This is a genomic window from Streptomyces sp. NPDC126510 (assembly GCF_040302345.1).
Classification (GTDB): domain Bacteria; phylum Actinomycetota; class Actinomycetes; order Streptomycetales; family Streptomycetaceae; genus Streptomyces.
Genome location: NZ_JBEORR010000004.1, coordinates 77,990 through 102,784, shown reverse-complemented (window position 1 = coordinate 102,784; position 24,795 = coordinate 77,990). Strand labels below are relative to the sequence as shown.

Below are 24,795 nucleotides of genomic sequence, written 5' to 3'. Positions count from 1 at the left end.
ACTCATCGTACGGCCGTTTCACCGACGCTTCGGAACCGGCACCCTGAGTAGATCGTGGGCCACGGTCAGCTCACCGTCGTACCCGGCGGCCCGGGCCTGCCGCTCGAACTCTCCCCCACTCTCGGCTTCGCTCGAGCGGGAGGGGCCCCCACGATCCGTATAGCGCTGGCTGAAGTGGGTCAGCACGAGGTGCCGCACCCCGCCGTCCCGGGCCACCCGCGCCGCCTGACCTGCCGTCAGGTGCCCGTGTTCCACGGCGAGTTCCTCGTCCTCGTCGAGGAACGTCGACTCGATGACGAGCATGTCGCAGCCCTCGGCGAGCGCGTGCACGCCGTCGCAGAGCCGGGTGTCCATGACGAACGCGAACCGCTGCCCGCGCCGCACCTCGCTCACGTCCTCCAGTGAGACCCCGCCGAGCGCGCCTTCGCGCTGGAGCCGGCCCACGTCCGGCCCCTTGATGCCGTGCGCGGCGAGCCGCTCGGGCAGCATGCGGCGGCCGTCGGGCTCGACGATCCGGTAGCCGTACGACTCCACGGGGTGGGACAGCTTCCGGGCCTGGAGCGTGTAGCCGTCCGTACGGGCGAGGGGCCCGTCCGCGGCGACCGGGGCCTCGGTGATGCCGACGGTCTCGCGGTAGGCGGTGGCGTACCGGAGCCGGTCGAAGAAGCGCTGCCCGGAGCGGGGGTAGTGGGCGGTGATCTCGTGCGGGACCTTGTCGAGGTTGATCCGCTGGATCACCCCGGCGAGGCCGAGGGAGTGGTCGCCGTGGAAGTGCGTGACGCAGATCCGGTTCAGGTCGTGCGCGGCGACCCCGGCGCGCAGCATCTGGCGCTGCGTGCCCTCGCCGGGGTCGAACAGGATGCCCTCGCCGTCCCAGCGCAGCAGGTAGCCGTTGTGGTTGCGGTGCCGGGTCGGGACCTGGCTGGCGGTGCCGAGGACCACGAGTTCACGTACGGACAAGGCGGACTACCCGGGGGGCCATTCGAGGCCGCGGCCGCCGAGCACGTGGCCGTGCACGTGCCAGACCGTCTGGCCGGCGCCGCTGCCCGTGTTGAAGACGAGGCGGTAGCTGTCGAGCTTCTCCTCGTCGGCGACGGCCTGGGCCTCGCGGAGCACGTCCGCGGTGAGGGCCGGGTCGGCGGCGGCGAGGGCGGCGGCGTTCTCGTGGTGCGCCTTGGGGATGATCAGGACGTGGGTGGGGGCCTGGGGGTTGATGTCGCGGAACGCGATGGTCGTCTCCGTCTGGCGGACGATCGTCGCCGGGATGGTGCCTGCGACGATCTTGCAGAACAGGCAGTCTTCCTGGGGTTCCCCTGCCATTTTCCCTCCGGGGGTTGGCCGAATGTAGGTCCGACTCGGGCATCGTATCGTCGTCTTGCGCAGGTGCGTTGTGGCTGGTCGCGCAGTCCCCCGCGCCCCTTAGGCGGGCAGGCCTGGAGGCATTTTGGCGGGTGCCGTCTCCAGGCTCTCCAGTGCCAGTCGGATGGCCTCGTCCAGTTGGGTGTCCCGGCCCGCCGCGTAGTCCTGGGGGCGCTGCACGACCTCCACATCCGGGTCGACGCCGTGGTTCTCCACTCCCCACTCGTAGCCCTCCAGCCAGAACGCGTACTTGGGCTGGGTGACCAGAGTGCCGTCGACCAGGCGGTAGCGGCTGTCGATGCCGATGACGCCGCCCCAGGTGCGGGTGCCGACGACCGGGCCGAGGCCCAGGGCCTTGATGGCCGCGTTGACGATGTCGCCGTCGGAGCCGGAGAACTCGTTGGCGACGGCCACGACGGGGCCGCGCGGGGCGTCCTCCGGGTAGCTGTAGGGGCGCATGCCGCGCGGGACGGCCCAGCCGACGATGCGGCGGGCCAGCTTCTCGACGACCAGTTGGGAGGTGTGGCCGCCCCGGTTCTCGCGGACGTCGACGACCAGGCCCTCGCGGGCGACCTCGACGCGCAGGTCGCGGTGGATCTGGGCCCAGCCGGGGGCCTGCATGTCGGGAACGTGGAGGTAGCCGAGGCGGCCGCCGGACTTCTCGTGGACGTAGGCGCGGCGGTCGGCGACCCAGGCGTGGTAGCGCAGGGGTTCTTCGTCGGCGACCGGGACGACGACGGCGTGCCGGGGGTCGCCGCCGCCCGACGGGGAGATGGTCAGCTCCACCGGCTTGTTCGCCGTGCCGATCAGCAGCGGGCCGGGGCCGAGAACGGGGTCGACCGGTTGTCCCGCGACCGCGACTATGGCGTCCCCGGGCCGTACCGCGACGCCCGGTGCGGCCAGCGGGCTGCGGGCGTCCGGGTCGGAGGTCTCGGAGGGCAGGATGCGGTCGACCCGCCAACTGCCGTCCTCGTGGCGGGAGATGTCCGCCCCGAGCAGGCCTTGGCGGGGGCCGCCGCCATGTCCGCCGCGCGGGATGACGTAGGCGTGCGAGGTGCCGAGCTCGCCCTGGACCTCCCACAGCAGATCGACCAGGTCGTCGTGGGTGGCGAGCCGCTCCACGACCGGGCGGTAGCGGTCGAGGACGCCGTCCCAGTCGACGCCGCTCATGTCCGGCCGCCAGAAGTGGTCCCGCATGATGCGGCCGTTCTCGTCGAACATCTGGCGCCACTCGGCCGCCGGGTCGACGATCTGGCGCACGCGGCCCAGGTCGATGGTGATGTTGGAGTCGCTGTCGTCGTCGCCGGAGGCGCGCCGGTCGCTGGGGACGACCTTCAGCCGCCCGTCCGTCCACAGCAGCACCCGCTTGCCGTCACCGCTGACCGCGAAGTGGTCGGCGTCCACGGCGAGATGTTCCAGGCGCTGCTGGGCGAGGTCGTAGCGCTCCAGCTCGGACTTGGGATCGGGGTCGTCCGGAGTGGCCCGGGAAGCGCCGAGCACCCCGGCGACCGGATGGCGCAGCCACAGGACGCCGTCCTTGGCGGCGCGCAGGTCGGTGTAGCGGGCGGCCTCGACCGGGAAGGGCACGATGCGGTCGGCGAGACCTTCGAGGTCGATGCGGGTGGTGGGGGTGCCCTCGCTGTCGGGGGTCTCCTCCCGGTCGGGCGTCTCGAAGGACCGGCCGTGCCGCTGCGGCCCGAACGGGGAGGGCGTGGTGGCCGCGAGGGTGATCAGATGCGGCCGGGCGCCCACCACGAAGGACAGGTCGAAGACGTGCTCGTCGTAGACCGGGTCGAAGGAGCGGGTCGACAGGAACGCGAGGTGCTTGCCGTCCAGGGTGAACGCGGGCGCGTAGTCCTGGAACCGCAGTGGGGTGGCCTCGGTGACCGACAGGTCGGTGGTGTTGGCGAGTTTCAGCTGGCACAGCGGCCGGGGGCCGGGGTGGGACCAGGCCAGCCAGGACGAGTCGGGCGAGAACACCAGGCCCGACACGTCGCCGTCCTCGCTGCGGTCGATCTCCCGCACCTCGCCCGTCTCCCGCTCCACCAGCAGCAGGCGCCCGTCGTGGCAGGACACGGCGGCACGGCTGCCGTCGGGCGCCATGGCGAGGTCCAGCACCCGGCCGAGCTGCCCGGCGGCGATCCGGCGGGGGGTCGCCCCGGGGGCGAGTCCGGTGGCCGGCGCGAACTCCAGGGCGTCGTCGCCCTCGGCGTCCGTCACCCACACCACCCACTGCTCGCCGTCCGCGCGGAACGTCCGGGGCAGCCGGGCCCGTACGCCCGGTGTCGCGGCCAGCGCGCGGGCCGGGCCGGAGCGGTGGGTGACCCAGTGCACGGAGCCGCGTACGGCGACGGCGCTGCCGCGTGCGGTGTGGTCCGGGGACGCCGAGCCGAACCACCGGGAGGCGTTCACCGGGAACGGCTGGAGATCGGTGCGCTGTCCGCCCAGCCGCACCTCCAGCCGCCGGGGCTCGGCGCCCTCCAGGTCGTCCAGCACCCACAGTTCACCGGCGCAGGAGTAGACGACCCGGGTTCCGTCGCTCGCGGCGTGCCGGGCGTAGAAGCCGTCGAGAGGGGTGTGCCGGCGCAGGTCGGAGCCGTCGGCGAGGGAGGAGTAGAGCGCTCCGGTGCCCTCGTGGTCGGAGAGGAAACCGATCCGGTCCCCGACCCACAGCGGGTACTCGATGTTGCCGTCGATGTCCTCGTGCAGCCGCACGAACTCCCCGCTGTCCTCGGGGTCGATCCACAGCTTGCCCGCCGTGCCGCCGCGGTACCGCTTCCACCAGGCCGCCTCACGGCCCATGGGGGCGGACAGCAGCACCGTGTGCGGGCCGTGCGCGACGTCGCCGACGGGGCCGTACGGCAGGGTGGTGGCCGGGCCGCCGTCGAGCGGGACGGCGCGCGCCCAGGTGCGGCGCAGGCTCGCCTGGCCCTGGGTGCTGATCGCCAGGACCTCGCCGTCCGAGGTCCAGCCCCGCACCTGTGTCTTGAGACTCCCCCAGTACGTCAGCCGCCTGGCCGGACCGCCGTCGACCGCGGCGATGAACACCTCGGGGGCGCCGTCACGGGTGGAGGTCCAGGCGACGGTGGTGCCGTCGGGCGAGATGCGGGGCTGGGTCACCGGCATGTTGTCGGCGCTGACCCGCCAGGCCCGGCCGCCGTCGAGTGGAGCGAGCCACACGTCGTCCTCGGCGGTGAAGGCGACCAGGTCGCCGCGCACATGGGGGAACCGGAGGTAAGCAGGCGATGTCACCCGATCACCCTATGCAGGGACGACGCCGCGCGGACAGGGTTCCGATCACTTGCCCTCGACAGGGCGGCAGTCCGGATACCGCTCGCACCAGATGGTCTGGGTGACGGTCACGGTGACCGTCGGCCCGGGCTGCCCGTTCGGGGGGCCGCCGACGGGCGGCGGGCTGGTGGAGTCGCAGTCGCCGAGGCCGTCGACCTCGAACCACACCTTGCCGTCCACCTTGGCGGTGATGTTCCCGCGTACGCAGGCGCCGTTCACCGCGTGGGTGACCTTGCCGTCGACGGTGATGTCCTTGCCGTCGTCGGTCTCGCCCTCGCAGTCGACGGTCGCGACGGTCCGCTCACGCGCCGAGGGTGACGACTTCCCGCCGTTCTCCCCGTAGGAGGCGGTGCACGTGAGCCACCGTACGTCCGCCTTCTGCCGGTTGAGCTCTTTGGTCACGGTCTGGTCGGTGGTGTACGCGACGGACGCGGCGCTGACACTGCCGGGCTCGCAGGCGACGGCGCCGCCCACGGCCACGACGGCGAACGTCGCCGCGACCGCAACCCGCCGGCCGCGCGGCCCCGGCCGTTTCCTTCTCGAAGCCCCCATGGAAGGGAGCCTGCCACTGCCGGAGGCCGCGCGGTAGGGCGCAAAGGCGTCAGCCGCGCAGCAGCAGCCACTCCTGAAGCTCCACCAAGTTGCCCTCGGGGTCCTTGAGATGGGCCACCCGCATGCGGTCCGTCATGGGCGCCGGGCCGCGCAGCACCGTGGCGCCGCGCATCGTGATCTCCTCGCAGTACGCGTCCAGCCCGTCCACCCGCAGCACGACCAGGGAGCGGTGGCCGGCCGCCGTGTCACCCAGTTCGCCGAGCACCTCGGCCATCATCGACCGGTCCTGGAGGGCGATTCCCGCGGAACCGACCGCGGGGCTGAACTTCTCGTACGGCCCGTCCGCAGCCCCCGACTGCGGCTTGAGGCCGAGGACTTCGCCGTAGAAGCGGTAACAGGCGGAGAAATCGGTCACGAGCAGACGGACCTGTGCGAGTTCCACGGTGCCTCCAGAGGTCAGGACCAGCGTCCGGTGCGTGCCAGGAGCACGGCCGCGGCGGCCGTCCCGGCAGTCGATGTGCGCAGCACACTGCGCCCGAGGCGGTACGCCTGCGCCCCCGCCTCCTCGAACTGCGCCAGCTCCTCCGGCGCCACGCCCCCCTCGGGCCCCACGACCAGCACGATCTCGCCGGTGGCCGGCAGTTCGGCCGTGGCCAGGGGCGTGTCCCCGCTCTCGTGCAGCACGGCGGCGAAGTCCGCTCCGGCCAGCAGGGAGCCGACCTGCTTGGTCGTGGCAGCCTCCGCGACCTCCGGGAAGCGCACCCGGCGGGACTGTTTGCCGGCCTCCCGGGCCGTGGCCCGCCATTTGCCCAGGGCCTTCGCTCCGCGGTCGCCCTTCCACTGCGTGATGCAGCGCGCCGCCGCCCACGGCACGATCGCGTCGACGCCGACCTCGGTCATCGTCTCGACGGCGAGTTCCCCCCGGTCGCCCTTGGGCAGCGCCTGGACGACGGTGACCCGGGGCTCCTCGGCGGGCTCCTCGTGCACCGAGTCCAGCTGGAGGATCAGCCGGTCCTTGCCCTCGGTGTCGAGCACGACGCAGTCCGCCCAGCGGCCGGACCCGTCCGTGAGGACGACGTCCTCACCGGCGCGCAGCCGCTTCACGGAGACGGCGTGCCGTCCTTCCGGCCCGTCGAGGACGTACCGGCCGCCACCGCCCGCGTCGAAGTGCTCGACCACGAACACCGGCGCGGTCACAGCACGCCCCCACCGGTCAACGAGGCACGGGCGCCGGCCAGTTCACCGGCCAGCACCTCCACCAGCCGCCCGGCGGGCAGCTCCCGCGCCATCCGGTGCCCCTGCCCGGCCCACAGCGCCATGCCCTGCGCGTCCCCGGCCTTGGCGGCGGCCTTGCGCAGCGGCGAGGTGAGGTGGTGGATCTCGGGGTAGGCGGCGGGCGCGTACGGGCCGTGCTCGCGCAGGAACCGGTTGACGAGCCCGCGTGCCGGGCGGCCGGAGAAGGCCCGGGTCAACTCCGTGCGCACGAAGAGGGGGTTGGTCAGCGCCTGCTTGTGCAGGGCGTTCGCCCCCGACTCGTGCGTGGCGAGGAAGGCGGTGCCCAGCTGGGCCGCGCTCGCGCCCGCGGCGAGGACACCGGCGATCTGGCTGCCGCGCATGATGCCGCCGGCGGCGATGATCGGGATGCTCACGGCCTCACGGACCTGCGCGATCAGCGACAGCAGGCCGATGCCGGAACGGTCGGTCTCGGGGATGTCCCGGTGGGTGCCCTGGTGGCCGCCGGCCTCGACGCCCTGGGCGATGACCCCGTCCGCACCCGCCCGTTCGACGGCCCGGGCCTCGTCGGGGGTGGTCGCGGCGGCCAGGACGAAGGTGCCGACGCGGTGCAGGGCGTCGACGACCTCGCGGCTCGGGACGCCGAAGTGGAAGGACACCACCGGCACGGGGTTGTCGCGCAGCACCACGAGCTTGGCCTCGAAGCCGTCATCGCGTCCGCTGTCCGGGTCGCCGAGCTCGGCCTCGTACCAGGTGGCCTCGCCGGCGAGCTGGTGGGCGTAGACGTCGACGGCGGCGGGGTCGGCGTACTCCGGCTGCGGCATGAAGACGTTGACGCCGAAGGGCCTGCTCGTGAGGCTCCGGAGCTGCTTGATCTCCTGGTACATCCCGTCGGGGGTCTTGTACCCGGCGGCGAGGAACCCGAGCCCGCCCGCCTCGCACACGGCGGCGGCGAGCTGCGGCACGGAGACGCCACCCGCCATGGGGGCCTGCACGATCGGGTGGGGGAAGAGATCGGTCAGTGCGGAGGACATGACCGCATGTTGTCACGTCCTCCGCACCACTCCGAAACCGGCCTGCCCACTGGCATAGACCAGAGGAACAGGCACCTCCCATGGCCGGAGGCTCCCCCGGTCAGCGCCCGTTGAACGCGTCCTTCAACCGCGAGAACAACCCCTGCTGGCCCGGCTGACTGTGCCTGCCCGGGGGACGACCCCCGGACCCCCGGCAGGCAGCCGGACCAGCCGTGTCAGCGCCCGTTGAAGGCATCCTTCAGCCGCGAGAACAACCCCTGCTGCCCCGGCTGGAACTGCCCCGTGGGGCGTTCCTCGCCGCGGAGTTTGGAGAGCTCGCGCAGCAGGCGCTCCTGCTCGGGGTCGAGCTTGGTCGGGGTCTGGACCTCGACGTGGACGATGAGGTCGCCGCGACCGCCGCCGCGCAGGTGCGTGACGCCCCGGCCGTGCAGCGGGATCGACTGGCCGGACTGGGTGCCCGGGCGGATGTCGACCTCCTCCATGCCGTCGAGCGTCTCCAGCGGCACCTTCGTGCCGAGGGACGCCGCCGTCATGGGGATCGTCACCGTGCAGTGCAGGTCGTCGCCGCGCCGCTGGAACGTGCTGTGCGGCAGCTCGTGGATCTCGACGTAGAGGTCACCGGCCGGGCCGCCGCCGGGACCGACCTCGCCCTCGCCGGCGAGCTGGATCCGCGTGCCGTTGTCCACACCGGCCGGGATCTTGACCGTGAGCGTCCGGCGGGACCGGACGCGGCCGTCGCCGGCGCACTCCGGGCACGGCGTCGGGACGACCGTGCCGAAGCCCTGGCACTGCGGGCACGGGCGGGACGTCATGACCTGGCCCAGGAAGGACCGGGTCACCTGCGAGACCTCACCGCGGCCGCGGCACATGTCACACGTCTGGGCGGAGGTGCCCGGGGCCGCGCCCTCACCACTGCAGGTGTTGCAGACGACGGCCGTGTCGACCTGGATGTCCTTGGTCGTGCCGAAGGCCGCCTCGTCGAGCTCGACCTCGATACGGATCATCGCGTCCTGGCCGCGGCGGGTGCGCGAGCGCGGTCCGCGCTGCGACGCCGTGCCGAAGAACGCGTCCATGATGTCCGAGAAGTTGCCGAAGCCACCGGCTCCGAAGCCGCCCGCACCGCCGCCTCCGGCCTGCGAGAGCGGGTCGCCGCCGAGGTCGTAGACCTGCTTCTTCTGCGGGTCCGACAGCACCTCGTAAGCGGCGTTGATCTCCTTGAACCGCTCCTGGGTCTTCGGATCGGGGTTGACGTCCGGGTGCAGCTCGCGCGCGAGCCGCCGGAAGGCCTTCTTGATCTCTTCCTGCGACGCGTCGCGGCGCACGCCGAGTACGGCGTAGTAGTCCGTGGCCACTACGACTCCGCCAGGATCTGTCCGACGTACCGTGCCACTGCGCGTACCGCTCCCATCGTTCCCGGGTAGTCCATGCGGGTCGGTCCGACCACGCCGAGCTTGGCGACTGCCTCGCCGCCCGAACCGTAGCCGACCGACACGACGGACGTGGAGTTGAGTCCTTCGTGGGCGTTCTCGTGACCGATCCGTACGGTCACGCCCGGATCCTTGGCCTCGCCGAGCAGCTTGAGGAGCACGACCTGCTCCTCAAGCGCCTCCAGCACCGGCCGGATCGTGAGAGGGAAGTCATGCCCGAAGCGGGTCAGATTGGCGGTGCCGCCGATCATCAGCCGCTCCTCGTTCTCCTCGACGAGCGTCTCCAGAAGTGTGGAGAGCACCGTAGAGACCGTACCCCGGTCCTCGTGCTCGAACGCCTCCGGGAGATCCTCCACCAGACTCGGCACATCCGCGAAACGCCGGTTCGCCACGCGGCTGTTGAGCCGCGCGCGCAGATCCGCGAGTGAGGCGTCGCCGAAGGGCGCCGGGCAGTCGACCACCCGCTGCTCGACCCGCCCGGTGTCCGTGATCAGCACGAGCATCACGCGCGCGGGCGCCAGGGAGAGCAACTCCACGTGCCGCACGGTCGAGCGGGTCAGCGACGGGTACTGCACGACGGCGACCTGACGCGTGAGCTGCGCGAGCAGCCGCACCGTGCGCGCCACGACGTCGTCGAGGTCGACGGCACCCTCGAGGAAGTTCTGGATCGCGCGCCGCTCGGGCGCGGTCATCGGCTTGACGCCGGCGAGCTTGTCGACGAACAGTCGGTAGCCCTTGTCGGTGGGGATGCGCCCGGCGCTGGTGTGCGGCTGGGCGATGTACCCCTCGTCCTCGAGGGCCGCCATGTCGTTGCGGACGGTGGCCGGGGAGACGCCGAGGCTGTGCCGCTCGGTGAGGGCCTTGGAGCCCACCGGCTCCTCGGTGCCGACGTAGTCCTGGACGATGGCGCGCAGCACCTGCAGCCTGCGTTCACTGAGCATCGCGCACACCTCCAGAAGTCTCCGCCTGCTTGCCCTGCCGGTCCGGCCTGGCACTCTGCGCGTGCGAGTGCCAGCATCCCCGGCCCAGTGTACGGCGGTGGGGTACACCCCCGGCAAGGCTGGTCGTGCGACGCCGTGCCCCGAGCGGGGCGCACCGCTAGCGTCGCCGTATGACGGTGACTTGGGAAGACCTCGGATGGGAGCGCGTGGCCGCCGGTGTGGGGCGGTGCCGGCTGCCGGTGTGGGACTGCACGACGGGGCTGGTCGCCGGCGAGGGGGCGGTCCTCATGATCGACGCGGGGTCGAGCCTCGCCGAGGGCGCGAAACTGGCCGCGCAGGCGCGGGCGCTCACAGGCCACCGTGTGACACATATCGCGCTGACCCACCCGCACTTCGACCATGTCTTCGGCGCAGCGGCACTCCCGGACGCCGAGGTGTTCGGCGCGGTGGGCGTGGACGCGGTGCTGTCACGGGTGCGGGACCGCGAGGAGCTGCGGGAGGACGCGGTGCGCCAGGGCCTGGCGGCGCCCACGGCCGAGGAGGCGGCGGAGCGGCTGGTCCCGCCCGGCCACCTGGTCTCCGGTGAGTGGACGCTCGACCTGGGCGGCGGCCGGCAGGTGCTGCTGGCGAACGTCGGGCCGGGGCACACCGCGCACGACCTGGCGGTGCTGGTGCCCGGTGATCCGGAGGTGGTGTTCTGCGGCGACCTGGTCGAGGAGTCGGGCGAGCCGCAGGCGGGCCCCGACGCGGTGCCCTCGCACTGGCCTGCCGCCCTGGACCGGCTGCTCGACCTGGGCGGCGAGGACGCGGTGTACGTGCCCGGTCACGGAGCGGTGGTGGACGCGGCGTTCGTGCGGGCGCAACGGGACGCGCTGGCGGCGCGTTTCGGCGTGTCGCGGTGATCGCCGTCCGCCTTCTCCTATCGTCATCCGAATGCGCCAGTACTCCGCCGACCTGACCCCGCCGTGGAAGAAGCCGAAGCCGGTGCCCGAGGTGGCGGCGGAGCCGGGCCTGGTGGTGGAGGAGCCGGGGACCGGTTTCTGCGGCGCGGTGATCGGCTGCGAGGCGGGCACGGTCACGCTGGAGGACCGCTTCGGCAAGCACCGGGTGTTCCCGATGGAGCCGCGCGGCTTCCTGCTGGAGGGCAGGGTGGTGACCCTCGTCCGGCCCGCGCCCGGCGGCCCGGCGCGTCCCACCCGCACGGCCTCGGGGTCGGTCGCCGTCCCCGGCGCACGCGCCCGTGTGGCCCGGGCCGGCCGCATCTACGTCGAGGGCCGCCACGACGCCGAGCTGGTCGAGAAGGTGTGGGGCGACGACCTGCGCATCGAGGGCGTGGTCGTGGAGTACCTGGAGGGCGTCGACGACCTGCCGTCGATCGTCTCCGAGTTCGCCCCCGGGCCGGACGCGCGCCTGGGCGTCCTGGTGGACCACCTCGTACCGGGCTCGAAGGAGTGGCGCATCGCACAGTCGGTGACGAGCGAGCACGCCCTGGTCGTGGGCCACCCCTACATCGACATCTGGGAGGCGGTGAAGCCGCAGTCGCTGGGCATCGCCGCCTGGCCCCGGGTCCCGCGCGGTCAGGACTGGAAGACGGGCGTGTGCCGGGCCCTGGGCTGGCCGGAGAACACAGGCGCCGCATGGCAGCGGATCCTGTCGGGCGTCCACTCGTACAAGGACCTGGAGCCGGAGCTGCTGGGCCGGGTGGAGGAACTGATCGACTTCGTGACGGCGCCGTAGCCGGTCTCAGCTGCTCTTAGCTACGGGCAATCGTGCCGCTGGGGCGGCACGGGTGGGCGCAGCCGCACCCCGCTACGCCGGGCTGCGGAACCCCCCGCGCCCGGCACCGACGCCGAGCACCTCAGTCCACGAGATCGCGCACAACCCCGTCCGCCAGCAACCGCCCGCGCAAGGTCAGCACAGCCCGCCCCTCCGCATACGGCTCTTTCTGAAGCAACCCTTCGGACAAGGCCCGCCGAGACGCCGCAAGCCCCTCCTCCCGCAGCAGCGACAACGGCACACCCTCCTTGAGCCGCAGCTCCAGCAGAATCCGCTCGACCCGCCGGTCCTCCTCCGAGAGCACCTCACGCCCGGCCCCCGGCGACCGCCCCGCCGCCAGCGCGGCCGCGTACGCCCCCGGATGCTTCACGTTCCACCACCGCACCCCGCCCACATGGCTGTGCGCACCGGGCCCGGCCCCCCACCAGTCGGCCCCCCGCCAGTACAGCTCGTTGTGCAGGCACCGCCCGGCCTGAGAGGTCGCCCAGTTCGACACCTCGTACCACTCGAAGCCCGCGCCGGAGAGCACCTCGTCCGCGATCAGGTACCGGTCGGCGTGGACGTCGTCGTCGGTCATCGGCACCTCGCCCCGGCGGATACGACGGGCCAGCTGCGTGCCCTCCTCGACGATCAGGGCGTACGCGCTGACATGGTCCGGCCCGGCGCCCAGCACCGCGTCCAGCGAGGCCCGCCAGTCGTCGTCGGACTCCCCGGGAGTGCCGTAGATCAGGTCGAGGTTGACGTGCTCGAACCCGGCCGCCCGGGCCTCCGCCACACAGGCCTCGGGCCGCCCCGGCGTGTGCGTACGGTCCAGCACCTTCAGCACGTGCTGCCGCGCGCTCTGCATCCCGAAGGAGATCCGGTTGAAGCCCCCTTCGCGCAGGGCGGCCAGGTACGCGGGGTCGACCGACTCCGGGTTCGCCTCGGTCGTGACCTCGGCGTCCTCCGCCAGCCCGAACTCGTCCCGCACGGCCTTCAGCATCCGTACGAGATCACCGGCGTCCAGCAACGTGGGCGTGCCGCCGCCCACGAACACCGTCCGCACCGGCCGCGGATCGTCCCCCAGCACCTTGCGCGCCAGCCGGATCTCGTCGGCCAGCGTCTCGGCATAGTTGTCGCGGGACGCCAGCACGCCGCCGCTGCCGCGCAGCTCGGTCGCGGTGTACGTGTTGAAGTCGCAGTAGCCGCAGCGGGTGGCGCAGTACGGGACGTGCAGGTAGAACCCGAGCGGACGGTCGGCGGCCCCGGCGAGGGCGGACGCGGGCAGCGCGCCGTCGTCGGGGACGGGCTCGCCGTCGGGAAGTGCGGAAGGCATGCCCTCCATTGTCCAGCACCCGGGCGGTCAGTCCGCCTGGAGCACCAGCAGCGCCAGATCGTCCGCCGGGGGCCGGGCCCCGAATTCGTGCACGAGCCGTCTGATCCGCTCGGCTATGAGCTCCGCGTCCAGGCCGGCGCACCCGGCCAGCGCCGCCGCGAGTCCGTCCCCGTCGTCGAACTGGCGGGAGCCCGAGCGGCGCTCGGTCACTCCGTCGGTGACGCAGAGCAGGGTGTCGCCGGACCGCAGCTCGAAGGTGTCGCTGGTGTAGGTGGCGTCCTCGACGACGCCGAGGAGGGTCTGGGGCTGCGCGGTCGTGTGCACCTCGCCGCCCGCCCCCAGCAGCAGGGGCAGCGGGTGCCCGGCGGAGGCCACGGTGCAGCGGACACCACCGTCGAAGGGGACGAGCTCGCCGTAGAGCAGCGACAGGAAGCGGGTCTGGGGACCGTCGCCGGGCTGGGTCGGTCGCGCGCCCGCGGCGACCAGCGCCCGGGCGGCCGCGTCGGCGGCCTCCGTGGCGTCGTCCAGCAGGAGCTGGTTGAGGCGGTCGAGGACGTCGGCGACCCGGTAGCCCTCGCGGGCCAGCAGCCGCAGCCAGGGCCGGGCCAGCCCGATCACGACGGCCGCCTCGGGGCCCTTGCCCTGGACGTCGCCGACGGCGAAGCACCAGCGGCCGTCGCCGGCCGGGAACAGGTCGTAGAAGTCACCGCTGGGGCCGCCCTTGTCGCACGGCTCGTAGACGAGGGCGCTGCGCACGCCGGGGATCTCGGCCACGGCGCCGGGCAGCAGCCCGCGCTGGAGCACGGCGCTGATGGTGGCCTGCCGGGCGTACTGGCGGGCGGCGCCGATGGCGAGGGCCACCCGGCGGCTGAGGTCCTCGACGAGGCCGGTGATCTCGTCGGGGAAGCCGGCCGGTCCGGACCGCCCGATGACGAGGGTGCCCAGCGGGCGTCCCCCTGCGACCAGCCGGTACGCGAGGGCCGAGCCGGGCTCGCCGTCCCCGAGCGCCTCGCCGGGCCAGGGACAGTCGACGGGCCCGGACCCGCCCTGGTCCCGGCCGCGCTCGAACGGGGACGCGCCCAACGGGTCGAACGGCTGCGGCGGGTCTTTCTCCAGGGCGCGGCGCAGCTCCTCGATGCGGTTCTCGCTGCCGTGCCAGACCCGGGCGAGGCGTGGTCCGCCCAGGCCGGCTCCACCGCTCCAGCCGCCGGCGGTGGCCTCGTCCTCCAGCCATACCGCGCACCAGTCGGCCAGCCGGGGCACGATCAGCTGTCCGGCGAGGGCCGCGACGAGGTCCTCGTCGAGCTGTCCGGCGAGCAGGTCGGAGGCCTCGGCGAGGAAGGACAGGGCGCCGCGGCCGAGCCAGGCGCCGTCGGGCCCGTTCAGTCCGTCGCGGTTCTCGTGCCGGTCCCGCCAGTCCCGGAGGTCGTTCCAGTCACGCAGGTCACGGGACTCCCGTGAGCCGGGCCGGGGCTGGGCCTCCCCGTCGTGGCCCGGGTGCTCCCGGTCCTGGCGCGAGTTCCCCGTCTCTTGTCCGTCTCGTGGGCCCCACAGTGCTCCGCCGTCCCGCGCATCCCATGGCTCTCCGCCGCCTTTTGTGCCCCACGGCTCGCCAACGCCCCGTGAATCCCACGGCTCTCGGTACGCACGCATGTCCCACCCGTCTCCGCCGCCCCTGGACCACGGGGCCTCCTCCACCTCCTCACCCGGGCGTGGTTCGGGTGCCGGGATCTCCGCCATCCGCAGGCCGCGCGCCGGCGCGTGCTCCCCGGCGTACGCCTCGATCTGCGTGCCCGCCGCGCAGCCGCCGACGGGCAGCCGGGCCCACACGGTCTTGCGGCCCGTGCGGTACGTGACGCCCCACGCCTCGCAGAGCGCGCCGACGAGCCGCAGTCCGCGCCCGTACTCGGGGATGTCGTGCGGGGTCTCCGGCTCGCCGCCGCGCGGGGCACGGGAGGGGTGGTGGTCGGAGACCTCGACGACGACCGCGGCCGTGTCCGGGGTGCCGCCCTCGACGCCTTCCAGCCGGAACTCCGTCTCGACGTCGGTGCCGGCGTGCACGACGGCGTTGGTGACGAGTTCGCTGACGACGAGCGTGGCGTCGTCGGCGAGGCGCTCGGTGAGGTGCTCGGCGCCGGGCAGTCCGAGCCCGGTCCACTCGGCGAGAGCCTCGCGCACCAGGGCGCGGGCGGCGCCCGGGGCGAGAGAGGTGCCGGACAGGGTCGTGTGCGCCCGCGCGCGCTCCGGTGCGGGCACCCCTGCGGCCGTCTCGGGCGCCGCGCATGCGGGCGCGCGTGTGTCGGAGGCGAGCGCCCCGGCGGTCGGTGCCATCACCTCCGCGGACGGTGCGGGCTCCTCGGGAACGGGCCCTTCCTGGACGGGCACGGGCGTCTCCCAAGCGGCTCCAGGCGCTTCTGAGGCACGGGAGGCGGTCTCCCGTTGCGTCGGAATGGCCCCCATGGACAGCTCCCCGGGCAGTTCGTACGAATACGCCACAGTCGATGCCGACAGAGTGACAGACTGACCACGCCCATAAGCGCCGAGTTACCGAAGTGGGCCGCCATGAGTGAGAACCGTGCTACTCCTGTGGTCGAAGACCGGTACGAAGACGGTCAGATTCGTGCATCCGATCTGCGCCCCCTGCTCGCCGCCATGACCGCGGCACGCGACGGCGACTTCGCCAAGGTGCCGGAATCAGGCCACGGGATGGTGGCCGAACTGACCGCCGTCTACAACCAGATCATGGACCGCAGCGTCCACTTCACCTTCGAGGTGCAGCGCGTCCGACGGGAACTGGTGCGGCACGGCCGGCTCGACGAGCGGCTCTCGGCCAGCCCCGGCCAGGGCTTGTGGACGTCCCGCGTCAACGACGTGAACCAGTTGCTCGACGCCCTGGTCGCCCCGGCGGCGAACGCCACACGTGTGCTGGACGCGGTGGCCGGCGGCGATCTGACCCAGCGGGTCGATCTGCACGACGGGACCCGGCAGTTGCGCGGCGATCTGCGGCACCTGGGCCGGGCCGTGAACAAGATGGTGGACCAGCTGTCGCTGTTCACCGAGGTGACGCGGGTGGCCCGCGAGGTGGGCACCGAGGGGCGGCTCGGCGGACGGGCCAAGGTGCAGGGCCTGTCGGGCAGCTGGCGGGACGTGACGGAGGCCGTCAACACGATGGCGTCCCGGCTGACGGCCCAGGTCCGGGACATCGCGGCGGTGACGACCGCGGTGGCCCGCGGCGACCTGACCCGCACGGTCACCGTGGAGGCGACCGGCGAGCTGCTGGAGCTCAAGCTGACCGTCAACACGATGGTCGACCAGCTCTCCGCCTTCGCCGACGAGGTCACCCGCGTCGCCCGCGAGGTCGGCACCGAGGGCCGGCTGGGCGGCCGGGCACAGGTGCGGGGCGTGTCCGGGGTGTGGAAGGACCTCACCGACAACGTCAACTTCATGGCGTCGAACCTGACTTCCCAGGTCCGCAACATCGCCCAGGTGACGACAGCGGTGGCCAACGGCGACCTGTCCCAGAAGATCACGGTCGACGCGCAGGGCGAGATCCTGGAGCTGAAGTCGACCATCAACACGATGGTCGACCAGCTCTCCGCCTTCGCCGACGAGGTCACCCGCGTGGCCCGCGAGGTCGGCACCGAGGGCAACCTCGGCGGCCGGGCACAGGTGCGGGGCGTCTCCGGCGTCTGGAAGGACCTCACCGACAACGTCAACTTCATGGCGGACAACCTCACCTCGCAGGTCCGCAACATCGCCCTCGTCTCCACCGCCGTCGCACAGGGCGACCTCGGCAAGAAGATCACGGTGGAGGCCAAGGGCGAGATCCTGGAGCTGAAGTCCACGATCAACACGATGGTCGACCAGCTCTCCGCCTTCGCCGACGAGGTCACCCGCGTCGCCCGCGAGGTCGGCACCGAGGGCCGGCTGGGCGGCCGGGCACAGGTGCGGGGCGTCTCCGGCGTCTGGAAGGACCTCACCGACAACGTCAACTTCATGGCGCTGAACCTGACTTCCCAGGTCCGCAACATCGCCCAGGTGACGACGGCCGTCGCCAACGGCGACCTGTCGAAGAAGATCACGGTCGACGCCCGCGGCGAGATCCTCGAGCTGAAGGACACCGTCAACACGATGGTGGAGCAACTGCGCGCCTTCGCCGACGAGGTGACACGGGTGGCCCGCGAGGTCGGCACCGACGGGCGGCTCGGCGGCCGGGCCCAGGTGCTGGGCGTCTCCGGCGTCTGGCGGGACCTGACGGACAACGTCAACTACATGGCCGACAACCTCACCTCCCAGGTGCGCAACATCGCCCAGGTCGCGACGGCCGTGGCGCAGGGCGACCTGTCCCGGAAGATCGACGTGGACGCGCGCGGCGAGATCCTTGAGCTGAAGACCACCATCAACACCATGGTCGACACGCTGTCCTCCTTCTCCTCGGAGGTCACGCGGGTCGCCCGCGAGGTCGGCTCCGAGGGCCAACTGGGCGGCCAGGCCCGGGTCGAGGGCGTCTACGGCACCTGGAAGCGCCTGACGACCAACGTCAACGAACTCGCCTCCAACCTCACCACCCAGGTCCGCGCCATCGCCGAGGTCGCCTCCGCTGTGGCCCAGGGCGACATGTCCCGCTCGATCACGGTGGAGACGCAGGGCGAGGTCGCCGAGCTCAAGGACAACATCAACCTGATGGTGGCCAACCTGCGCGAGACGACGCGCGCGAAGGACTGGCTGGAGTCCAATCTGGCCCGGCTCGCCGCCCTGATGCAGGGCCACCGGGACCTGATGGAGGTCGCCGATCTGATACTGCGCGAGCTGACCCCGCTGGTGAACGCCCAGTACGGCGCGTTCTACCTGGCCGATCCGGAAGAGGCCGGAGCGACGGTCCCCACCAAGGGGCTCGCCTTCATCGCCGGGTACGGCGCCGCCCAGGACGCGACGGTCGAGACCGGCGGCCTGCCGGTGCACGGCCTGGTCGCGCAGGCGGCCCGGGAGAAGAAGCGCATCCTGGTGGAGGGCGCTCCACCCGACTACATCAAGATCAACAGCGGTCTGGGCGAAGCGGCCCCGACCACGATCGTCATCATCCCGATCCTGTTCGAGGACAAGCTCCTGGGCGTCATCGAGCTCGCCTCGTTCTCCCGCTTCTCCGACGTCCACCTGGCGTTCTTCGACCAGTTCGTCAACACCATCGGCGTCGCCATCAACACGATCATCGCCAATTCCCGCACGGAGTCCCTGCTCGGTGAGTCCCAGCGCCTGGCCATGCAGCTGCAGGAGCGCTCGGACGAACTCCAGAAGCAGCAGGGCGAACTGCAGCGCTCCACGCCGCGCTGGAGGAGAAGGCCGCCCTGCTGGCCACGTCCTCCCAGTACAAGTCGGAGTTCCTGGCCAACATGTCACACGAGCTGCGTACGCCGCTGAACTCACTGCTGATCCTGGCCCGGCTGCTCTCCGACAACCCCGACGGCCGTCTCTCCGACCAGGAGGTGCAGTTCGCCACGACCATCCACCGCTCGGGCTCGGACCTCCTGCAGCTGATCAACGACATCCTGGACCTGTCGAAGATCGAGGCCGGCCGGATGGACGTACGCCCCAAGCGGCTCCCGCTCATCAAGCTGCTCGACTACGTCCACGCCACCTTCCGGCCCCTCACCTCGACCGGGGGCTCGCCTTCGAGGTCGCGGTCGGCGAGGCCGTACCGCGCGAGATGTACTCGGACGAGCAGCGGCTCCAGCAGATCCTGCGCAACCTCCTCTCCAACGCGATCAAGTTCACCGCGTCCGGCAAGGTTGAGCTGCGGGTGGACCGGGTGCAGGACGCCGAGCACCGCTGGGTCCGGGACACCGACGACGTCATCGCGTTCGCGGTGTCCGACACCGGCATCGGGATCGCGCCGGAGAAACTCCCGGTGATCTTCGAGGCGTTCGCGCAGGCCGACGGCACCACCAACCGCAAGTACGGCGGGACCGGCCTCGGCCTGTCCATCAGCCGGGAGATCGCGGGCCTGCTGGGCGGCCGGATCGTCGCCGAGAGCGAACCCGGGCACGGCTCCACGTTCACCCTCTACGTGCCGGTCGTCAGCCCCGGCCACACCGCGCCCGCACCGGCGCCCGAGGACCGCGCCGGCCTCCCACTGCCCCTCCAGCCGGCCGCCGGGACCTTCCCGGTCGCGCACGACACGGACGAAGCCTGGCCGTCGCCGACGAAGCTGGAGGCGTGGACGTCCGGCCGGCCGGGCCGGATCCTCGCCGGGCGGCGGGTGCTGATCGTCGACGACGACATCCGCAACGTCTTCGCCCTCACCCACGTCCTGGGCCGGGTCGGCATGAGCGTGCTCTACGCCGAGAACGGCCGCGAGGGCATCGAGACGCTGGAGCGCAGCGCCGACGTCGAACTGGTCCTGATGGACATCATGATGCCGGAGATGGACGGCTACGAGACCATCTCCGCGATCCGCCGCACACCCCGCTGGTCGGGCCTGCCGATCGTGGCCCTGACCGCCAAGGCGATGCCCGGCGACCGGGAGAAGTCCATCGCCCGCGGCGCCAACGACTACGTACCCAAGCCGGTGGACATCGACGGCCTGCTGACGGTCGTGTGCGAACTACTGGACCCCGAGGGCACGGAAGAAGAGGCATGAGCGGCACGCCCACCCACCCCGAACGCGCCGGAATCCTCCTGGTCGACGACATGGAGGACAACCTGACCGCCCTGGAGGCCGTCCTCGCCTCCCTCAACGAGCCACTGCTGCGCGCCCGTTCGGGAGAGGAGGCGATGAAGGCCCTGCTGCGCCGGCCGATCGCCCTGGTCCTGCTCGACATCCGCATGCCCGGCATGGACGGCTTCGAGACGGCCGCCCACATCAAACGCCTCGACCAGCCCCGGGACGTCCCGATCATCTTCCTCACCGGCGCGGACGACGACGCGGGCTACGCCTTCCGCGGCTACGCGACCGGCGCCGCGGACTACGTGACCAAGCCGTTCGACCCGTGGGTGCTCAGGGCAAAGGTCAGCGTCTTCCTGGATCTCTACCGAAAAGGCAGAGAGGTGGAACGCCTGAGGACGGAGATCCAGGACTTGAAACGCAGGGTGGGAGAAGTCACCTAGGGGCGCGGGGAACTGCGCGAGCGACCACAACGAACCCGCAGCCGCTCGATCAGCCCCGCCACCCCCTACGCCTCGCGAGACCCGTCGTACATCTCCTCGATCAGATGCTTGTACTCCCGCTCCACGACAGGCCGCTTCAGCTTCAGACTCGGCGTGATCTCACCATGCTCGACATCGAGATCCCGCGGCAGCAGCCGGAACTTCTTGATCGTCTGCCACCGCTGAAGCCCCTCGTTGAGCTGCTTCACATACCCGTCGACCATCTCCACCGTGACCGGCGAGGAAACGATCTCCGCGTACGACTTGCCCTCCAGCCCGTTGTCCTTGGCCCAGTCGGTGATGGCGAGCTCGTCGAGCGCGATGAGAGCCGTGCAGAAGTTCCGGTCGGCCCCGTGCACCAGGATGTTGGACACGTACGGGCACACCGCCTTGAACTGCCCCTCGACCTCCGCCGGGGCGATGTACTTGCCGCCCGAGGTCTTGATGAGGTCCTTCTTGCGGTCGGTGATCCGCAGGTACCCGTCGGGCGACAGCTCCCCGATGTCCCCGGTGTGGAACCAGCCGTCCGGCTCCAGCACCTCGGCGGTCTTCTCGGACAGCTTGTGGTAGCCCTCCATGATGCCCGGCCCGCGCAGCAGGATCTCCCCGTCGTCGGCGATCCGCACCTCCGTGCCGGGCAGCGGCTTGCCGACCGTGCCGGTGCGGTAGGCCTCGCCCGGGTTCACGAAGGACGCCGCCGAGGACTCGGTCAGGCCGTAGCCCTCCAGGATGTGGATGCCGGCGCCGGAGAAGAAGTACCCGATCTCGGGTGCCAGCGCCGCCGAACCGGAGACGCACGCCCGCAGGTTGCCGCCGAACGCCTCCTTGATCTTGGCGAACACCAGTGCGTCGGCGACCTTGTGCTTCGCGCCGAGACCGAACGGCACGGACGCGGTGCCGGTGCGCCGGAAGTTGTCCTGGGAGACCTTGGCGTACTCGCGGGCCACCTCGGCCGCCCACTGGAAGATCTTGTACTTGGCGCCACCGCCCGCGCGGGCCTTCGCGGCCACGCCGTTGTAGACCTTCTCGAAGATGCGCGGCACGGCCGCCATGTAGGTCGGCTGCACCACCGGCAGGTTCTCGATGATCTTGTCGACCCGGCCGTCCACGGCGGTGACGTGCCCGACCTCGATCTGCCCGGAGGTCAGTACCTTGCCGAAGACGTGCGCGAGGGGCAGCCAGAGGTACTGCACGTCCTCGCCGCTGACCAGCCCGGTCGCGGCGATCGCCTTCGCCATGTACGACCAGTTGTCGTGCGGCAGGCGCACCCCCTTGGGGCGGCCGGTGGTGCCGGAGGTGTAGATGAGGGTGGCCAGCTGGTCCTTGGCGATCGCGCCGACCCGCTCCTTGATCAGGTCGGGGTCCTTCTCCAGCCGGGCCGCGCCGCGCTTCTCCAGCTCGTCCAGGGTGAGGATCCAGTCGGCGGTCTCGACACCGGCCCCGTCGATCACCACGACATGCGTCAGCTCGGGCAGCTCGGCGCGCTTCTCCTTGGCCTTGGCCAGCTGCTCGGCGTTCTCCGCGATCAGCACCCGGCTCTCGGAGTCCGACAGGATGTACGCGGACTCGTCGGCGTTGGTCTGCGGGTACACCGTGGTGGTGGCCGCGCCGGCGCACATGATGCCGAGGTCGGCGAGGATCCACTCGATCCGGGTGCCGGCGGCGAGGGCGACGCGCTGCTCGGGCTGCACGCCCAGCTCGATGAGGCCCGCCGCGATGGCGTAGACCCGCTCGGCGGACTGCGCCCAGGTCAGTGACTTCCAGTCGTCCGGCCCCTGGCTCGCCGACGGGACCGGATACCGATAGGCCTCGGCGTCCGGCGTGGCCGCCACGCGCTCCAGGAAGAGGCCCGCCACGGACGGCGGACGGTTCTCGATCAGGGTCTGTGTGTCGCTCACGACATCCTCCGGGCCCGCGACGTGCGGCTGGCTCAGGTGCGGCTGGGTTCACTCGCGAGCCCTTGTTTAACTCGCGAGTAACTATCGAGCAGGGATCAGAGTAAAGGGCGACCGGCCCCCGCGTAAGGGTCCGGGGCCTGTCACTTCGTACACAGAGCTACCCCGCGAACGCACAGGGCCCGCCGCACTTTCGCACGGCGAGCCCCTGTTCAACCCGGATTGCGGTGTAACCCGCGGTAATCCGTGATTACTTCTTGCCCTTGCCCGACCCCGCGCTGTCATCACTGGACAGGACCGCGATGAAGGCCTCCTGCGGAACCTCTACGGAACCCACCATCTTCATTCGCTTCTTGCCCTCCTTCTGCTTCTCCAGCAGCTTGCGCTTACGCGAGATGTCACCGCCGTAGCACTTGGCGAGGACGTCCTTGCGGATGGCGCGGATGGTCTCGCGGGCGATGACCCGGGAGCCGATGGCGGCCTGGATGGGCACCTCGAAGGCCTGCCGCGGGATGAGCTCGCGCAGCTTGGCGACGAGCCGCACACCGTACGCGTACGCGGCGTCCTTGTGAGTGATGGCCGAGAAGGCGTCCACCTTGTCGCCGTGCAGCAGGATGTCGACCTTGACCAGGCTGGAGGTCTGCTCGCCGGTGGGCTCGTAGTCGAGCGAGGCGTAGCCGCGGGTCTTGGACTTCAGCTGGTCGAAGAAGTCGAAGACGATCTCGGCGAGCGGCAGGGTGTAGCGGATCTCCACCCGGTCCTCGGAGAGGTAGTCCATGCCGAGCAGGGTGCCGCGCCGGGTCTGGCACAGCTCCATGATCGAACCGATGAACTCGCTGGGCGCGAGGATGGTCGCCCGCACGACCGGCTCGTAGACCTCCGAGATCTTGCCCTCGGGGAACTCGCTGGGGTTGGTGACGGTGTGCTCGGTGCCGTCCTCCATGAGGACGCGGTAGACCACGTTCGGCGCGGTGGCGATCAGGTCGAGGCCGAACTCGCGCTCCAGCCGCTCCCGGATCACGTCCAGGTGCAGCAGGCCGAGGAAGCCGACACGGAAACCGAAGCCGAGGGCGGCGGAGGTCTCCGGCTCGTAGACCAGCGCGGCGTCGTTGAGCTGGAGCTTGTCGAGCGCCTCGCGCAGCTCGGGGTAGTCCGAGCCGTCCAGCGGATACAGGCCCGAGAAGACCATGGGCTTGGGGTCCTTGTAGCCGCCGAGCGCCTCCTCGGCCCCCTTGTGCTGGCTGGTGACCGTGTCACCGACCTTGGACTGACGGACGTCCTTCACACCGGTGATGAGGTAGCCCACCTCACCCACGCCGAGGCCGTCGGCCGACAGCATCTCCGGCGAGTTGGTGCCGATCTCCAGCAGCTCGTGCGTGGCGTTGGTGGACATCATCCGGATGCGCTCGCGCTTGTTGAGCTGACCGTCGATGACACGGACGTACGTCACGACACCGCGGTAGGAGTCGTACACCGAGTCGAAGATCATCGCGCGGGCGGGCGCGTCCGCGACACCGACCGGCGGGGGGATCTCGGCGACGACCTTGTCGAGCAGCGCCTCGACGCCCAGGCCCGTCTTGGCGGACACCTTGAGCACGTCGTCAGGGTCGCACCCGACCAGGTTGGCGAGCTCCTCGGAGAACTTCTCGGGCTGCGCGGCCGGCAGGTCGATCTTGTTCAGCACAGGGATGATCTTGAGGTCGTTCTCCATCGCCAGGTACAGGTTGGCGAGGGTCTGCGCCTCGATGCCCTGGGCGGCGTCGACCAGGAGGACGGTGCCCTCGCAGGCGGCGAGCGACCGCGAGACCTCATAGGTGAAGTCGACGTGCCCCGGGGTGTCGATCATGTTGAGGATGTGCGTGTCGTTCTTGTCGTGGGTGGGAGCCCACGGCAGACGCACCGCCTGCGACTTGATCGTGATGCCACGCTCGCGCTCGATGTCCATGCGGTCGAGGTACTGGGCGCGCATCTGCCGCTGCTCGACCACTCCGGTCAGCTGGAGCATCCGGTCGGCGAGCGTGGACTTGCCGTGGTCGATGTGCGCGATGATGCAGAAGTTGCGGATCAGAGCCGGGTCGGTACGGCTCGGCTCGGGCACGTGGCTGGGGATCGCGGGCACGCAGGGTCCTGATTCTTGAGGCGTCCGCAGTGTCTGCGGTCTCGGGTCGGATCGATACGTAGCCTCCATGGTCCCACGGGTGGGGACCATGGACGGGTTTGGGCCGCGGAAGGGGCCGCTGGTAGCCTGGGTGGCTGTGCCTCATGCCCTCTCGCAGGAGGCACGACCCAAGAAATCACCCGGTGCGGGAATCGTGCGGTGTCCGTGCGGCCTCGTGCCAGAACCTGAGAAGGCTCATTCGTGGCGAACATCAAGTCCCAGATCAAGCGGATCAAGACCAACGAGAAGGCGCGGCTGCGCAACAAGGCCGTCAAGTCCTCCCTCAAGACCGCGATCCGCAAGGCCCGTGAGGCTGCTGCCGCGGGTGACGTCGAGAAGGCCACCGAGTACCAGCGCGTCGCCGCGCGTCAGCTCGACAAGGCCGTCTCCAAGGGCGTCATCCACAAGAACCAGGCCGCCAACAAGAAGTCGGCGCTTGCTTCGAAGGTCGACGCGCTCAAGGGCTGACATCTGATGTGACGCCGGAGGGAATCGAGCGGGCCCTCTCTCATCCGCTCCCGTCCGGCACCCCCGGATCCGCGCGCGGCCTGCGTTCGCCACGCGGGCGCGGATCCAGCAGCTCGTACCGAAGGCCCCGCCTTCCGCCCTTCCCCAGGGCGGCCGGCGGGGCCTTCGGCATGTCTCCCTACCGGCGGTGCACCGGCGACACC

Annotated in this window: 17 protein-coding genes and 1 pseudogene; 5 read left to right on the top strand and 13 right to left on the bottom strand. The window is 71.3% G+C overall.

Annotation, left to right across the window (positions count from 1 at the left end; all coding sequences use genetic code 11):
* Nucleotides 1-18: 18 nt before the first annotated feature.
* The 9 genes from ABTX60_RS06215 to hrcA all read right to left on the bottom strand — a co-directional run bounded on the left by ABTX60_RS06215 (nt 19) and on the right by hrcA (nt 9,837).
* A complete protein-coding gene (locus tag ABTX60_RS06215) occupies nt 19-960 on the bottom strand; it encodes a ribonuclease Z (protein ID WP_352095883.1) in 942 nt (313 codons plus the stop codon).
* A gap of 6 nt (nt 961-966) precedes the next feature.
* Nucleotides 967-1,320 carry a histidine triad nucleotide-binding protein gene (locus ABTX60_RS06210; RefSeq protein WP_352095882.1) on the bottom strand — a complete coding sequence of 118 codons (354 nt, stop codon included), beginning with the start codon at nt 1,318-1,320 and terminating at the stop codon, nt 967-969.
* Nucleotides 1,321-1,419: 99 nt separating this feature from the next.
* The gene (locus ABTX60_RS06205) at nt 1,420-4,611 is read right to left on the bottom strand and encodes a S41 family peptidase (RefSeq protein WP_352095881.1); all 3,192 of its coding nucleotides are present in this window, start codon (nt 4,609-4,611) and stop codon (nt 1,420-1,422) included.
* A gap of 45 nt (nt 4,612-4,656) precedes the next feature.
* On the bottom strand, nt 4,657-5,202 hold the full coding sequence (locus ABTX60_RS06200; RefSeq protein WP_352095880.1) for a hypothetical protein: 546 nt from the start codon (nt 5,200-5,202) through the stop codon (nt 4,657-4,659).
* 49 nt (nt 5,203-5,251) lie between these two features.
* Entirely contained in the window at nt 5,252-5,644 is a 393-nt protein-coding gene (locus tag ABTX60_RS06195; RefSeq protein ID WP_352095879.1) for a VOC family protein, read from the bottom strand.
* 14 nt (nt 5,645-5,658) lie between these two features.
* A complete protein-coding gene (locus ABTX60_RS06190; protein ID WP_352095878.1) occupies nt 5,659-6,399 on the bottom strand; it encodes a 16S rRNA (uracil(1498)-N(3))-methyltransferase in 741 nt (246 codons plus the stop codon).
* A complete protein-coding gene (locus ABTX60_RS06185) occupies nt 6,396-7,469 on the bottom strand; it encodes a nitronate monooxygenase (RefSeq protein WP_352095877.1) in 1,074 nt (357 codons plus the stop codon). Before ABTX60_RS06185 ends, ABTX60_RS06190 begins: the two co-directional genes overlap by 4 nt.
* 215 nt (nt 7,470-7,684) lie before the next feature.
* Nucleotides 7,685-8,821, bottom strand: a complete 1,137-nt coding sequence (gene dnaJ / locus ABTX60_RS06180) for a molecular chaperone DnaJ (protein ID WP_142164010.1) — start codon at nt 8,819-8,821, stop codon at nt 7,685-7,687.
* On the bottom strand, nt 8,821-9,837 hold the full coding sequence (gene hrcA / locus ABTX60_RS06175) for a heat-inducible transcriptional repressor HrcA (protein ID WP_033306349.1): 1,017 nt from the start codon (nt 9,835-9,837) through the stop codon (nt 8,821-8,823). The genes dnaJ and hrcA overlap by 1 nt, the downstream gene beginning before the upstream one ends.
* Nucleotides 9,838-10,007: 170 nt before the next feature.
* On the opposite strand from hrcA, the gene ABTX60_RS06170 reads away from it, so the two are divergent.
* Together ABTX60_RS06170 and ABTX60_RS06165 are read left to right on the top strand one after the other, a co-directional pair.
* Nucleotides 10,008-10,739 carry an MBL fold metallo-hydrolase gene (locus ABTX60_RS06170; RefSeq protein WP_352095876.1) on the top strand — a complete coding sequence of 244 codons (732 nt, stop codon included), beginning with the start codon at nt 10,008-10,010 and terminating at the stop codon, nt 10,737-10,739.
* A gap of 31 nt (nt 10,740-10,770) precedes the next feature.
* A complete protein-coding gene (locus tag ABTX60_RS06165; RefSeq protein ID WP_352095875.1) occupies nt 10,771-11,574 on the top strand; it encodes a DUF3097 domain-containing protein in 804 nt (267 codons plus the stop codon).
* Nucleotides 11,575-11,695: 121 nt separating this feature from the next.
* On the opposite strand, the gene hemW is transcribed toward ABTX60_RS06165, so the two are convergent.
* Together hemW and ABTX60_RS06155 are read right to left on the bottom strand one after the other, a co-directional pair.
* On the bottom strand, nt 11,696-12,928 hold the full coding sequence (hemW, locus tag ABTX60_RS06160) for a radical SAM family heme chaperone HemW (protein WP_352095874.1): 1,233 nt from the start codon (nt 12,926-12,928) through the stop codon (nt 11,696-11,698).
* Nucleotides 12,929-12,955: 27 nt separating this feature from the next.
* A complete protein-coding gene (locus tag ABTX60_RS06155; protein WP_502992282.1) occupies nt 12,956-15,388 on the bottom strand; it encodes a SpoIIE family protein phosphatase in 2,433 nt (810 codons plus the stop codon).
* A 192-nt stretch (nt 15,389-15,580) separates the two neighbouring features.
* Between ABTX60_RS06155 and ABTX60_RS06150 the strand changes: the two are divergent.
* A pseudogene (locus tag ABTX60_RS06150) lies at nt 15,581-19,565 on the top strand (HAMP domain-containing protein).
* Nucleotides 19,562-20,032 (top strand): response regulator, encoded by a 471-nt coding sequence (locus tag ABTX60_RS06145; protein WP_352095873.1) that lies wholly within the window; start codon nt 19,562-19,564, stop codon nt 20,030-20,032. The pseudogene ABTX60_RS06150 and the gene ABTX60_RS06145 overlap by 4 nt, the downstream one beginning before the upstream one ends.
* A gap of 65 nt (nt 20,033-20,097) precedes the next feature.
* Here the strand turns inward: ABTX60_RS06145 and ABTX60_RS06140 are convergent, their stop codons facing one another.
* Both ABTX60_RS06140 and lepA read right to left on the bottom strand, forming a co-directional pair.
* Nucleotides 20,098-21,969: an AMP-dependent synthetase/ligase gene (locus ABTX60_RS06140; RefSeq protein ID WP_352095872.1), complete on the bottom strand. Its 1,872-nt coding sequence runs from the start codon at nt 21,967-21,969 to the stop codon at nt 20,098-20,100.
* 247 nt (nt 21,970-22,216) lie between these two features.
* The gene (gene lepA, locus ABTX60_RS06135) at nt 22,217-24,085 is read right to left on the bottom strand and encodes a translation elongation factor 4 (RefSeq protein ID WP_352095871.1); all 1,869 of its coding nucleotides are present in this window, start codon (nt 24,083-24,085) and stop codon (nt 22,217-22,219) included.
* 240 nt (nt 24,086-24,325) lie between these two features.
* Between lepA and rpsT the strand changes: the two genes are divergently transcribed.
* Entirely contained in the window at nt 24,326-24,592 is a 267-nt protein-coding gene (gene rpsT / locus ABTX60_RS06130; RefSeq protein ID WP_053669127.1) for a 30S ribosomal protein S20, read from the top strand.
* Nucleotides 24,593-24,795: the final 203 nt, after the last annotated feature.

Bases quoted from the DNA above. Each gene is read 5' to 3' on its own strand.
- ABTX60_RS06210 (WP_352095882.1), bottom strand. From the start codon at position 1,320: ATGGCAGGGGAACCCCAGGAAGACTGCCTGTTCTGCAAGATCGTCGCA.
- ABTX60_RS06200 (WP_352095880.1), bottom strand. From the start codon at position 5,202: ATGGGGGCTTCGAGAAGGAAACGGCCGGGGCCGCGCGGCCGGCGGGTT.
- ABTX60_RS06185 (WP_352095877.1), bottom strand. From the start codon at position 7,469: ATGTCCTCCGCACTGACCGATCTCTTCCCCCACCCGATCGTGCAGGCC.
- hrcA (WP_033306349.1), bottom strand. From the start codon at position 9,837: ATGCTCAGTGAACGCAGGCTGCAGGTGCTGCGCGCCATCGTCCAGGAC.
- ABTX60_RS06170 (WP_352095876.1), top strand. From the start codon at position 10,008: ATGACGGTGACTTGGGAAGACCTCGGATGGGAGCGCGTGGCCGCCGGT.
- ABTX60_RS06165 (WP_352095875.1), top strand. From the start codon at position 10,771: ATGCGCCAGTACTCCGCCGACCTGACCCCGCCGTGGAAGAAGCCGAAG.
- hemW (WP_352095874.1), bottom strand. From the start codon at position 12,928: ATGCCTTCCGCACTTCCCGACGGCGAGCCCGTCCCCGACGACGGCGCG.
- ABTX60_RS06155 (WP_502992282.1), bottom strand. From the start codon at position 15,388: ATGGGGGCCATTCCGACGCAACGGGAGACCGCCTCCCGTGCCTCAGAA.
- ABTX60_RS06145 (WP_352095873.1), top strand. From the start codon at position 19,562: ATGAGCGGCACGCCCACCCACCCCGAACGCGCCGGAATCCTCCTGGTC.